Annotated in this window: 9 protein-coding genes; 3 read left to right on the top strand and 6 right to left on the bottom strand. The window is 40.9% G+C overall.

The features are described from left to right. Positions 1 to 680: 680 nt before the first annotated feature. Positions 681 to 2087 (bottom strand): magnesium transporter, encoded by a 1407-nt coding sequence (gene mgtE, locus QTN47_RS24380; RefSeq protein ID WP_369332054.1) that lies wholly within the window; start codon positions 2085 to 2087, stop codon positions 681 to 683. A gap of 159 nt (positions 2088 to 2246) precedes the next feature. Between mgtE and QTN47_RS24375 the strand changes: the two genes are divergently transcribed. Then, positions 2247 to 2636 carry an SET domain-containing protein gene (locus tag QTN47_RS24375; protein ID WP_369332053.1) on the top strand — a complete coding sequence of 130 codons (390 nt, stop codon included), beginning with the start codon at positions 2247 to 2249 and terminating at the stop codon, positions 2634 to 2636. A 224-nt stretch (positions 2637 to 2860) separates the two neighbouring features. On the opposite strand, the gene QTN47_RS24370 is transcribed toward QTN47_RS24375, so the two are convergent. The 3 genes from QTN47_RS24370 to QTN47_RS24360 all read right to left on the bottom strand — a co-directional run bounded on the left by QTN47_RS24370 (position 2861) and on the right by QTN47_RS24360 (position 4568). Continuing rightward, a complete protein-coding gene (locus QTN47_RS24370) occupies positions 2861 to 3478 on the bottom strand; it encodes a TetR family transcriptional regulator (protein WP_369332052.1) in 618 nt (205 codons plus the stop codon). 161 nt (positions 3479 to 3639) lie between these two features. Then, positions 3640 to 3999 carry a hypothetical protein gene (locus tag QTN47_RS24365; protein WP_369332051.1) on the bottom strand — a complete coding sequence of 120 codons (360 nt, stop codon included), beginning with the start codon at positions 3997 to 3999 and terminating at the stop codon, positions 3640 to 3642. Continuing rightward, positions 3999 to 4568 (bottom strand): RNA polymerase sigma factor, encoded by a 570-nt coding sequence (locus QTN47_RS24360; RefSeq protein WP_369332050.1) that lies wholly within the window; start codon positions 4566 to 4568, stop codon positions 3999 to 4001. Before QTN47_RS24360 ends, QTN47_RS24365 begins: the two co-directional genes overlap by 1 nt. 78 nt (positions 4569 to 4646) lie before the next feature. Here QTN47_RS24360 and QTN47_RS24355 point away from each other — a divergent pair, with 78 nt between their 5' ends. Both QTN47_RS24355 and QTN47_RS24350 read left to right on the top strand, forming a co-directional pair. After that, positions 4647 to 5405, top strand: a complete 759-nt coding sequence (locus QTN47_RS24355) for a C40 family peptidase (protein WP_369332049.1) — start codon at positions 4647 to 4649, stop codon at positions 5403 to 5405. 345 nt (positions 5406 to 5750) lie between these two features. Beyond that, positions 5751 to 8312 (top strand): phosphocholine-specific phospholipase C, encoded by a 2562-nt coding sequence (locus QTN47_RS24350; protein ID WP_369332048.1) that lies wholly within the window; start codon positions 5751 to 5753, stop codon positions 8310 to 8312. 187 nt (positions 8313 to 8499) lie between these two features. Here the strand turns inward: QTN47_RS24350 and QTN47_RS24345 are convergent, their stop codons facing one another. Together QTN47_RS24345 and fusA are read right to left on the bottom strand one after the other, a co-directional pair. Beyond that, entirely contained in the window at positions 8500 to 10260 is a 1761-nt protein-coding gene (locus QTN47_RS24345) for a DUF4091 domain-containing protein (RefSeq protein ID WP_369332047.1), read from the bottom strand. A gap of 394 nt (positions 10261 to 10654) precedes the next feature. Further along, on the bottom strand, positions 10655 to 12805 hold the full coding sequence (fusA, locus tag QTN47_RS24340; RefSeq protein ID WP_369332046.1) for an elongation factor G: 2151 nt from the start codon (positions 12803 to 12805) through the stop codon (positions 10655 to 10657). Positions 12806 to 13059: the final 254 nt, after the last annotated feature.

Raw genomic sequence — 13059 nt, 5'->3', positions numbered from 1 at the left:
TAGTTGCGAAGAGTTCGTTCAGATCTACGCTACTTCACACGTCTATAAATCATTTATTTGACGAATAGCTATCAGGATAGTTGAAACCAGCTAACAGCTCATAGCTGATAGCTACAAAAGAAGTCCCTGCAAAAACAAATACGCCACACTAAAATAAATTACCAGCCCGGTAACGTCTACCAACGTTGCCACAATCAGCTTGAATTGGCTAGCTAGAAGCTGAATTCTCCTATTGAATAAAATGCGTGATTTATTATATTAAGAATTCCGGTTTAATTATGTAGTTGCGAAGAGTTCGTTCAGATCTACGCTACTTCACACGCTATAAATCATTTATTTGACGAATAGCTATCAGGATAGTTGAAACTAGCTAATCGCTCATAGCTGACAGCTACAACAGCAGTCCCTGCAAAAACAAATACGCCACACTAAAATAAATTACCAGCCCGGTAACGTCTACCAACGTTGCCACAATCAGCTTGAATTGGCTAGCTAGAAGCTTGCATTCTCCTATTGAATAAAATGCGTGATTTATTATATTAAGAATTCCGGTTTAATTATGTAGTTGCGGAGAGTTCGTTCAGATCTACGCTACTTCACACGTCTATAAATCATTTATTTGACGAATAGCTATCAGGATAGTTGAAACTAGCTAATCGCTCATAGCTGACAGCTGATGGCTACAAAAGCAGTCCCTGCAAAAACAAATACGCCACACTAAAATAAATTACCAGCCCGGTAACGTCTACCAACGTTGCCACAAACGGCGCGGAAGAAACTGCAGGGTCAGCGCCAAGTCTTTTTAGAATTATTGGGAGCATAGATCCGGACAACGTTCCCCACAACACAACGCCGATAAGAGAAATTCCTACGGTAAAACCGATCAGCATCCAGTGTGGACCATATAGATCTTGTATTACACCATGATTCATTAAAAGATGCCACACGCAAATACGCAGAAAGCCTATCAAACCGAGAATGCTTCCCAGCATAAGACCACTAAAGATCTCGCGGCGCATTACCCGCCACCAGTCGGCTATCGCTATCTCCCCTACAGCCATTGCCTGGATGATAAGCGTAGAAGCCTGCGAGCCGCTGTTACCTCCGCTGGACATAATCAACGGAACAAAAATGGACAGCACTACCGCTTTCTCTATCTCATCCGCGAAATAAGCCATCGCAGTTGCAGTTAACATTTCACTTAAAAACAGCACGATCAGCCAGCCCACCCTTTTTTTAATCAATTTAAAAAAAGAGATTTCAAGATAAGGTTCATCAAGCGCCTCGGTACCACCTATCTTTTGAATGTCTTCGCTATATTCTTCGTTCGCAACCCAAAGCATGTCATCAATGGTAACAATTCCCAGCAGAATATTATTGTTATCGGTAACGGGAAGGGCCACGCGGTTGTTCATTTTAAACACCTGTTGTGCATGCTCCTGGTCATCGTTTACGTTTAGGGCAATAACGCGGCCATCAATCAGTTCATCAATACGTTTATCGGGTGCAGCAAGAATTACATCCCTTATCCTGATATCATCAATCAGTTCACTATTTTCATTGATGATATAAATAACGTCAACAGTCTCACTGTTTTTCGCGAATTTTCTGATGGTTGAAAATACTTCTTCTACCGTGTTGTCAGCATATACATAAACATAGTCCGGCGTCATCAGGCGCCCAACACTGTCATCGGGATAACCCAGAAGGGATAATGTGATCTTACGTTCTTCAGGATCCAGTAACTTGATCAGGTCGCGAATTACTTCTTTGGGCAGTTCTTCCAAAAAGTCAGTTCTGTCATCCGCGGGCAATTCATTCAGCAGTTCGGCAGTTTTGAAGGATGGCAGTTCTCTTACAATGCGTTTCTGAGCAGTAAGATCAAGGATTTTAAAAACGCTAACGGCCCTGTGTATGGCCATGTTTGCAATGATCTGTGCTTCAAATTCAGGATACTCGTTCAGCAATTCCGCGACATCACTAATGTTCTGGTGATTTAAAAAGTCACGCATTTCCAGCTTATCGTTTTTGGCCATAAGCTGCTCAAACTGTTCTGCCAGGGATAATTGCTCAAACTCGTAGCTCATGCGTGCAAATTAAGGATAGATTTGGGGATTTGAAATTTGAGATTTGAAATTTCATATTTGAAATTATTATTTTCAACCTGCTTTACTTATTTTGCCAACTTATTTTTCTAAACGAAACACCACATTTCAAATCTCAAATTTCAAATCTTAAATTCAATAATGATCCTACCAAGCTTAGTTATTGCGCCGAGCCCGAAGGGCGGCAAAGGTGGCCGCGGCGTATTTGCAACCGAAAACATAGATGCTGACACTATTTTAGAAATTTCACCGGTAATTGTTCTAAGTGCTTCCGAGCGTAAAGCCATAGAAGAAACCAAATTGTACCACTATATATTTGAATGGGGAAAAACCCGTAAACAGGGTTGTGTAGCGCTGGGTTATGTGTCCATGTACAATCATGACTATTCAGCCAACTGCGAGTACGAAATGGATTTTGAAGCAAGCACAATAAGCGTGAAAGCTATAAAGCCAATAAAAAAAGGCGAAGAGCTATGCATTAATTACAACGCGGATCCGGAAGATAAAACACCGGTGTGGTTCCATCTTTAGCTGTTAGCTATCAGCTGTGAGCTATTAGCTATGGAGTATGAGGTGTGAGGCATGAGGTATGAGGGATAAGGAGCAGCACATCAAACATCGCACACCATACATCGTACATCTTACACCGTACACCGTACATCTTACACCGTACATCTAACATAAAAAAAGGGCAGCTTTTTAATTAAAAGCCGCCCGGTTTCACCCTAACCAACTGTAAAAAAGTTATAATAAGTTTATTTAAGTATATGCGAGCGCATAAGTGATTTTATGTGATCCGATACCCGTTTTATGAACTTCTCATCATCGTAAGGGACATAATTTTCAGGTTTGCTCATCATTTTATTACAAAACTTCTTCGACAAAAGCACCTGGTTAACTGTACCAACAAGCGAGGCGATAGTTAGTTCGATATCTACCTTTTTAAATACGCCCTTTTTTATGCCATCTTCGAGAACACCTTTTATAATATTGCTGTTTGGAAACAGTTTCGTCACTATTATATTCTGAAGCTCTTCCCGTTGGTTCAGCATCAGTTCATGATGAATGACCCGGTGAAAATACCTGTTACAAAAAAGGCGTCTCACGTAGTTGTCAACCATTTTGTCTATTTTCCCAATTTCATCCAACTCCTTGTCCTTCGCAATCTCTTCCAGTTCTTCCCGCGTATTGACTGCTTTACATTCAACAATATTTTCAAAAAGCTTCTCTTTCGAACCAAAATAATAATTGATCATCGCAAGGTTTACACCGGCTTTTGAAGCAAGTTCCCTTACCGACGTACCCTCAAACCCCTTAACAGCAAAGAGCTCTACGGCAGCATTCATTATTTGTTCTTTCTTTTCCGCGTTCATTCAGTGACTATAACAGTGCAAAGTTAAACAACCGTTTAATTCAAACAAACGTTTAATTAAGTTTTTTGAGATTTTTTTTGTGCTGATAAACCCGGATGCCAAAAGGCCGATTCAATCGCCCTGTTGCATTGGAATAATATAAAAGCATGGCCGGAGAAACTTTAGTGAGTGCGCTGGTATAACGTGATAACAGCATAACCAAGCAAACAAAGCAATAGCACAATTACAACGGCAATTATTGTCCATTGCATGTTTTTTATGCTTCGCCTTTCTTTTTTTGCTTTGCGGTCGCTTAATTGTTGATGTAACTGTGTGTTTAGCTGTTTAACATAAGCCTCCATTTGGGCATCGGAGCCAAATTGTTGTAAGCCTTCAACCGCGTCATTTACAAAATCTGATTCAACCATCAGCTTTTCTATTTCGTGCAATTCTTCGGGTGGTAAGTTGCCTTTCAAATAGTTAAGCATTTGTTCTTCAGTCACACTACTGAAATTGGGCAATATGTTATTATTGTTTGACATTATACTTTCTTCAATTTCTTTTCTACCAATAATTTCAAATTTCTTTTCCCATTCTGTATGTGACTTTTTACCTGCAACAAAGTATAATTGGTGGTATCTACAATTTGCTGATAGCTTTTCTTTTGAAGATAAAATAAAGTTACACAGGTTTTCTGGTCTTCATTCAACTCTTCAAGTGCCAGTTCTATATTATCAAACAGGTTTTCTTTCTCCTCAAGTCCCTTAGTGTCTATTTCTTCCGCGGCCACAGGTAAAGACTCATTTAACTCCCGTGGAATTTTGCCCTGCCTATCCCTCAGCCGCATCAGGCAATGATTGCGGGCTATGGTATAAAGCCAGCTCTTAAAATACTCCACTTCATATTTATGCAACTCTGTAATTGCTTTTAAGAATACCTGTTGAACACAATCACGCGCTTCCTCTTCATTTTTTAAATACTTCATGCAAACACCCAAAAGCAACAAGGTATAGCGTTGAAACAACATACCAAGCCACTGGTTATCCTTCGTCTCATAGAATTTTTCCAGTAATTCACCGTCGTTGATATGTCTGTACCTGTTAGTATCCACTGGCAGCTATAAAAATTTTTCCTAATAAAGATGCAACATATATATAATTCCATAACTTAACGGCAAAAAATTTCGCTAATGACATTTGGCGTTTGTATTGTATCCATTAGTCCTATCAGAAAAGCTCCGTCACATACCAGTGAAATGGTGAGCCAATTATTGTTTGGTGAGTTTGTTGAAATCACCGAAACAGAAAAGACCTTCAGTAAAGTGAAATGCTTATACGATGACTATGAAGGTTGGGTTCAAAATTCCCAGTTAGATAAAGTTTCCAAAAAAATGACGCAGACAGCTCCGCTTGGTTATATCTACAAGCCGGGCAGCAAGGCCATTTTTAAGGATGATAAACTTTTCCTGCCTATTGCGACCCCTGTTTACAAAAAAATTGAAACTGCTCATTTCAACCTGTTGTACGATGAACCGATGATATGGAATCTTGGCAGTCTGCCCAGGGATTACTACATCATCAAGAGCCTTGCAATGTTGTATATAAACACGCCCTACCTGTGGGGAGGAAAAAGCAACAGTGGCATTGACTGCAGCGGCTTTACACAACAAGTGTTTAAAATGATGAACATTCCTTTAAAAAGGGATGCTTATCAGCAGGCTGAGCAAGGAAATGAAGTAGCAAATATTGCAGATGCGGCGTGTGGGGACCTCGCCTTCTTTGATAATGAAGAAGGAAGAATAACACATGTAGGAATTATTTTAAACAATGATGAAATTATTCACTCGTCCGGTCGAGTAAGATTAGATAAGCTGGACAGTAATGGCATCATTAACGTTGATACCAACGAAAGAACGCATAAACTGAAAGTGATTAAGCGGATGATTTAACGGAATGCCGCTCAAAAAACCGGTTTATCCATTCAAATTGTTTTCCCTTTATAACGTAATATTTTGTTGGCAGACATTGCTGATCAGCAACGCTTCTTTAAGCTTTTATAAAGATTTATTGTACCCCCGCTTGTCTTATTGATTAGTCCTATTTTTAGCACTGGTGTATTGGCACGAGTGGCTGGCGTATGCTTATTCGTGTCATTGTTGTATATTCATAATACTGAAATTAACAATACGCATGAGTGGCTATCCCCATGATGATTGTTGATGCTTGTGAAGGATAACCATTATCAACTTTTTAATTTTTTGAATTTTCAATAACAACCAACAAATTTTCTTTCAATGGATTCAAGAAGGGAATTTCTAAAGAAAGCTGCATTGTTATCAGGCGGAGCGGGATTATGGAATGCTTTGCCTGCTTCTGTACAAAAGGCATTGGCTATAAATCCTGCAGAAGGAAGTACTTACCTTGATGCAGAACATATTGTTTTTCTAATGCAGGAAAACAGATCGTTTGATCATTGCTATGGCACATTGCAGGGGGTACGTGGCTTTAATGACCCACGGGCCATAAATCTTCCAAACAAAAATCTGGTTTGGGCACAATACAACGAAAAAGGTGAAACATACGCACCTTTTCGCCTGAATATAAAGGATACGAAAGCTACATGGATGAGCTCATTACCACATTCGTGGGAAAACCAGGTGGATGCCCGCAATGATGGTAAATACGACAAATGGCTTGATGTAAAAAAATCCGGACACAAAGAATTCGCGGATATGCCAATGACGATGGGCTATTACAATCGCGAAGACATTCCTTTCTATTATGCGCTTGCAGATGCATTTACTGTTTGCGATCAGCATTTTTGTTCTTCACTAACCGGAACAACACCCAACCGTTTGTATTTCTGGACAGGAACTGTTCGTGAAGAACAAAATGGCGATGTGCAGGCGAACATCAGAAACGAAGAAGTAGATTATGGTGCGGAAGCGCATTGGAAAACTTTTCCCGAAAGACTTGAAGAAAACAATGTCTCATGGAAGATCTATCAGAATGAAATAAGTCTTGATTCTGGTTTTGAAGGAGAAGAAGATGGATGGCTGGCAAACTTTACAGACAACCCGATTGAATGGTTTACTCAATATAATGTTCGTTTCTCTAAGACACATTTATTGTATGCACAAAAACAGGTGAACATATTACCTGGCGAAATAAAAAAGCTTGAAGAACAAATTGCTGTGTTACCGGCGAGTGATGACAACAAAGCTAAACTTGAAAAACAGCTAAAGGAGAAAAAAGAAGCGCTTACCTCTTTACAGGAAGACCTTCAGAAATATACTCCTGAAAATTTTGCAAAGTTGTCGCAACTGCACCAGAACATTCACAGCAAAGCATTCACAACAAACGTGAATGATCCTTACTACAGAGAGCTGTCCACGTTGAAATACAACGATGGAACGGTGGAGCGTGGAATGAAGGTTCCAAAGGGTGATGTGTTGCATCAATTCAGAGAAGACGTAAAAAATGGTAAGCTGCCAACCGTATCCTGGTTAGTGGCGCCGGAAAACTTTTCTGACCACCCCGGTGCGCCGTGGTATGGTGCCTGGTATGTATCAGAAGTGCTGGATATACTAACGCAAAATCCGGAAGTATGGAAGAAGACAATTTTCATTTTGACCTATGATGAAAATGATGGTTGTTTTGACCACGTTCCCCCATTTGTGGCACCTCATTTTGAAAGAAAAGATACCGGCACTGTTTCGAAAGGTATTGATACGAGAGCAGAGTGGGTAACGATGGAACAGGAACTAAAACGCAAGCCTAAAAAATATTCAAGAGAAAGCCCTATAGGTTTAGGCTATCGTGTTCCTTTAGTTATTGCTTCGCCGTGGAGCCGCGGTGGATGGGTTAATTCTGAAGTATTCGATCATACATCCAACCTGCAGTTTCTTGAAATTTTTCTTCAACACAAACTAAAAAAGGAAATTACAGAATCAAATATAACAGACTGGAGAAGAACCGTTTGCGGAGATCTAACTTCAGTATTCAGACCATATAACGGGGAGAAGATCGCTCAGCCGGAATTCCTGGCAAAGGACGCCGTTCTTGAAAGTATTCATAAGGCGCAATTCAAAAAACTGCCTTCTGACTTCAAGTTGTTAACTAAAGAAGAAGTTCAGCAGATTAACCAGAACCCTTCTTCTTCACCATACATGCCGAAACAGGAAAAAGGCATTCGGTCATCCTGTGTTCTGCCATATGAAATTTATGTTGACGGCAATTTATCGGGAGACAAGCAAATATTCCGTATTCAGCTAACTGCTGCGACTGACGTATTTGGAACAAAGGCTTCCGGCGTTCCATTTAATATATATGCACCGGGTAAGTACCTACAAGCTAATGAGAATGGAGAAAAGTCACTTCAACCGGTGAAAACCTGGTCTTATGCTGTAGCCGCAGGTGATACTATTACCGATGAGTGGTCGTTAAGTTCATTTGAGAACCAATCCTATCATCTTCGGGTATACGGACCTAACGGCTTCTATCGCGAATTTATTGGCAATAGCAAAGATCCAATAACTGAGATCTCCTGTAAGTACGAACTTGAAAAAAATGACAAGAAGAAACTAACAGGCAACGTTCAGTTATTTATTAGAAACGCCTCTGCTAAAGGACAGGTTATTGAAATAATTGACAATGCTTATAAGTCAGCCAAACGATCAATCAATGTTAATGCAGGCAGCAGTATTACAGTTATCATAGACACATCAAAAAGCCATAACTGGTATGATTTCACCGCGCGAGTGAAAGGCTTTGAAGAACACGCCAGGCGATATGCCGGTCGCGTGGAAAATGGCAAACCGACGAAAAGTGATCCGTTAATGGGCGGAGTAGTTTAGAAAAGTCAAAATTCAAAAGTAAAAAGTCAAAAGCCCTATGCGGTGTTTGATTATTAATTTTAACTAGAAAAATATTTAATCAAAAAGGGTGCAAAAACAGTGAAGTTTTTCGCACCCTTTTTTTGACTTTTCCTGCCCGACGTTCAGGCGGGGAATTTTTACTTTTGACTTTGATTTTCCTCTCGCGCTAGAACTGATTCAGCGCAGCCTTTCCTTCATTCAACATAACGGCGGCGCCTTTGCTTTTTATATCTGCAATTTCAAACGGAGCCAACATTGCATTGAGTTGCTGCAACTTCTGATTGTCTTTGTTCTTTGCAAATGTGCTTTTGAGCACGCGGATCTTTTCGTTATCCTGAATGCCTTCGATCAAACGCTCAAAACGAATGGAAGAACGCGGACCGGGATAAACAAGGTACGTATCTCCTGCAGCCCAGGTTCTGAAACGTGAATCAGTTAATGGATTTGCCGTCCAACTATTATAGGCCCATCTTAAGTAACCATCAAAGTTTTTGTTTGCTGCATACCAGCCAATCCATGCAGCTTCCGCAGGGGGCGAAAAGGTGAAGGTATTTGGAAAACCTTCTACGCAACAAGTATAGTAAGTAGAAATCATTCCAGCCTTTTCGCGCTGCTTTCTTACATCATCCGGAAAGTTGTGTGCAGATGCGATACAATAATCGTCGATATCCTGTTGTATTTCGGGATGATAGTTACCTGCAAGTGAAACCCTGAAGTTTTTATCAACGCTCTTGATCAGCGCTATTGCCTGTTGCATATCTTTCATCTCGCGCTCATCCATTGCAATCGCAGTTTTATTGAACCAGCCTTTCTCTTTTAAGTGTTTTGCAAAATCGGCCAGCATTGGTTTCCAATGAGCGTTATACTCAGGAGAACCGGCTTTTGCAATGATAAATGTATCACGCCCAATGGTTTCATCGTAATATTTGAAATTCAATCCCCACGGAATCATGCTGTAGCAGTTAATGGCCTTGTTTATTCCCTGCGCCATCATAAAGTTTACCCATTTGTCAAAAATGGTATAATCATAAGTCCAGCTGCCGTTTTTCTTTTTGGTCCATTTGATCATGCTATAGAAAGGATCTTCGGTTTGTTCATTCCACGGATCATAGATCATACTAACGGTAATGACTTTCTGCCCGGCATTAGCCAGGCTTTTCATATAAGGTTGCATGATAGCAAAATGCTCATCCGACCAGCATTGTACGCCGTGCACACGTGCGATAGAAAATGGATTTTGCCAGAGATCAAGATAGAATGTCCAGTCTTTGGGATCAGGTAAAGTATAATTCTTTACTTCAACTGAATAAGAAAGCGTCTGCAACACTTCTCCCCCATATTGCTTCACCTTGATTGTTCCGGTATAGTTTCCTGCAGGCGCATTTGCCGGCACTTTCACACTTAGCCAAACAGGCTGCACAGAATAAGCTGTAACGTTTTTAACCGGAATAAAATCGATGCCATCGGCAACAAGCGAAGAATCAAAAGCCCTGGTATCAGGCCTGAAACCGCAGCCGCCGCCGTCTTTATTCAACTCATCTGTCATCACATAACGTACAAACCCGGTTTTAACGTTAGCCGCATTTATGTTATTTCCTTTGCCGTCAGTTAAACTTCCGGCTTCCACCTGCAATTGAAATATTTTCTTGCGGGATGCTACAACGAACTGTGTATGTACCCTTTCATTTTTCCAGGCAATAGTCTTCCATGTAGTTGTTGGTTGCTGAAGAGCGGGCACTTGTCTTTTTGAATAACGCACATCTACATCACCAAAACTAATCAGCCTGTCGGCAGGCATAGCATTCCACGAAGCACTATCAACCGGACTCGGGTCCGCCATTTCATTATAATCTAACGGAGCCTGGCTTTGAGCACTGGCAAAGGCAAACGTCATACAACAGAGAAAACATACAGCAGCATACTTCATAACGGAGGAGGTTTTATGTAAATACTCTTTATATCTGCTTCAAGATAAGGGAATTGGGGAAAAGACAGGTAAGCAAACGTTTGCGTTTTATAACCACGGAGACAGGGCGACACAATGTGGCACGGAGGATTTTTTAATTGACAATTAAAATTTGACAATTGAAAATGATGAATCAGTTTAAGCCGTCAAAGTTTTGTTTTTTGAACCAAGAGAAGTACACGATGATAACGTTCACTAAGAACTATGAAACCGCGGACCATTTTCAACTATCAATTTTCCATTGTCAATTGACTAAAACGTCGTGCCTCTTTGTGTCGCCGAGCCTCCGTGGTTCAAAAAAAAAGCCCCGCTTTTCAGCGGAGCTTTATATGAAGTCAAGATTGAAACTTGGTTATTAGTCTTCAACTTTCACTTTCCCTTTGCTCTTAGCGATCACTTCTTCAGCGATGTTGTTCGGAGCAGGAGAATAGTGGCTGAATTCCATGATTGAAGCTGCACGTCCGGAGCTTAATGAACGCAATTGCGTTACATAACCGAACATTTCGCTCAATGGAACTTTAGCTTTAATTACCTGTGCGTTGTTACGGCTGTCCATACCTTCCAACATACCGCGACGACGGTTCAAGTCACCTGTAACGTCACCCATGTATTGGTCAGGAGTAGTAACCTCAACTTTCATGATTGGCTCAAGCAAAGTTGGTTTTGCTTTTTTACCAGCTTCACGGAAGCCTGATTTTGCACAAAGTTCGAAAGACATAGAGTCAGAATCCACATCGTGGTAACTACCATCGAATACGCGAACTTTCATGTTGTTTACAGGATAACCTGCAAGTACACCCGTTCCCATTGCGGTTTCAAAGCCCTTGCTGATTGCAGGGATAAACTCTTTAGGAATAGATCCACCGAAGATATCGTTAACAAACTGGAAGCTTTTTCCTTCGTTTGCTTTCAGCCATTCTTCATCAGCAGGGCCGATAGAGAATTGGATGTCGGCGAATTTACCACGACCACCAGACTGTTTCTTCAACACTTCACGGTGCTCGATAGTATTTCCGAATGCTTCTTTATAAGCAACCTGAGGATTACCCTGGTTAACTTCTACTTTAAACTCACGACGCATACGATCGATGATGATCTCAAGGTGTAACTCACCCATACCTGAAAGGATAGTCTGACCAGTATCTTCGTCAGTCTTAACTCTCAATGTAGGATCTTCTTCGATCAGTTTAGCGATCGCCATACCCATTTTGTCAACGTCAGCCTGAGTTTTAGGTTCAACCGCTACAGCGATTACCGGCTCAGGAATGAACATGTTTTCAAGAACGATAGGATGGTTTTCATCACAAAGCGTGTCACCTGTTTTAATTTCTTTGAAACCTACTGCCGCAGCAATATCACCAGCTTCAATGAAATCAATTGGGTTTTGTTTGTTTGCGAACATTTTCATGATACGGCTGATACGCTCGTTTTTACCGCTACGCATGTTCTTAACATAAGAACCCGCATCCAAATGTCCGCTATAACAACGGAAGAATGCCAGACGACCTACGAAAGGATCGGTCATGATTTTGAAAGCCAACGCTGCGAAAGGTTCTTTCGCGCTAGGCTTACGAGTGATCTCTTCTCCGCTGTCAGGATCAGTACCTACAGTATCAGGCAGATCCAAAGGAGAAGGAAGGTAGCGACATACAGCATCTAATGCAGTTTGAACGCCTTTATTTTTGAAAGAGCTACCACACATCATCGGAACGATGCTAAGATCGATAGCAGCTTTACGGATTGCTTCGTGAACTTCAGCTTCTGAGATAGAGTTTGGATCATCGAAGAATTTCTCCATCAGTTGATCATCATACTCAGCCACAGCTTCAATTAATTGTGCTCTCCAGTATTCAACATCCTCCTTCATATCATCAGGAATAGGCACTTCATTGTAAGTCATACCTTCAGTAGCGTCATCCCAAATAATACCTTTCATCTGGATAAGGTCAACCACACCTTTAAAGTTGTCTTCAGCACCGATAGGCAACTGCAAAGGCACAGCTTTAGCACCCAACATTTCTCTTACTTGTTTTACAACGTTCAGGAAGTCAGCACCAGCACGGTCCATTTTATTTACGAAACCGATGCGGGGAACACCATAACGGTTAGCCTGGCGCCATACAGTCTCAGATTGAGGCTCAACACCATCAACAGCAGAGAACAAAGCGATCAGACCATCCAGTACACGCATAGAACGCTCTACCTCAACGGTAAAGTCCACGTGGCCCGGAGTATCGATGATATTGAAATAATATTTTTTTGTGTCAGGAGTTGCTTTACCCTGTTGAGTAGGGAAATTCCACTGGCAACTTACAGCTGCTGAGGTAATGGTAATACCTCTTTCTTTTTCCTGCTCCATCCAGTCAGTGGTAGCGCCGCCATCGTGTACTTCTCCAATTTTGTGGATCATACCGGTGTAGCGCAAGATACGCTCAGTTGTAGTGGTTTTACCGGCATCAATGTGCGCGGCAATACCAAAGTTGCGTTGTAATTTAAGATCAGCCATAAAATGATGAATGTTTTTGTTGTTTTATTAAAAACCGGGCTCGTCGATTTTTAGGGCGCAAAGGTAATTCATTTTAACATATTGAAAAGATTTCCGTTGCCTTAAAATGTTATAATTATGTTTTTTCTCAGTATAAATAACGGATAAACGCTAACTAATTGACTATTCATGCCTTGATAAATCTTCGCTTTAAGTAAAATTCATGCTGGATTTCATAAAGAAAAAAAGCCGACGGACTTGGTTAACAAGTTAAT

The sequence above is a fragment of the Danxiaibacter flavus genome (assembly GCF_041060425.1).
In the GTDB taxonomy this organism is placed as follows: Bacteria; Bacteroidota; Bacteroidia; order Chitinophagales; family Chitinophagaceae; genus Danxiaibacter; species Danxiaibacter flavus.
Note: the sequence above shows the minus strand (reverse complement) of the source record. Positions and strands in the feature narration are given on the sequence as shown.

Excerpts from the sequence above, each read along its gene's own strand:
- mgtE (WP_369332054.1), bottom strand. The coding sequence starts at position 2,087 with ATGAGCTACGAGTTTGAGCAATTATCCCTGGCAGAACAGTTTGAGCAG.
- fusA (WP_369332046.1), bottom strand. The coding sequence starts at position 12,805 with ATGGCTGATCTTAAATTACAACGCAACTTTGGTATTGCCGCGCACATT.
- QTN47_RS24370 (WP_369332052.1), bottom strand. The coding sequence starts at position 3,478 with ATGAACGCGGAAAAGAAAGAACAAATAATGAATGCTGCCGTAGAGCTC.
- QTN47_RS24375 (WP_369332053.1), top strand. The coding sequence starts at position 2,247 with ATGATCCTACCAAGCTTAGTTATTGCGCCGAGCCCGAAGGGCGGCAAA.
- QTN47_RS24345 (WP_369332047.1), bottom strand. The coding sequence starts at position 10,260 with ATGAAGTATGCTGCTGTATGTTTTCTCTGTTGTATGACGTTTGCCTTT.
- QTN47_RS24365 (WP_369332051.1), bottom strand. The coding sequence starts at position 3,999 with ATGTCAAACAATAATAACATATTGCCCAATTTCAGTAGTGTGACTGAA.
- QTN47_RS24350 (WP_369332048.1), top strand. The coding sequence starts at position 5,751 with ATGGATTCAAGAAGGGAATTTCTAAAGAAAGCTGCATTGTTATCAGGC.
- QTN47_RS24355 (WP_369332049.1), top strand. The coding sequence starts at position 4,647 with ATGACATTTGGCGTTTGTATTGTATCCATTAGTCCTATCAGAAAAGCT.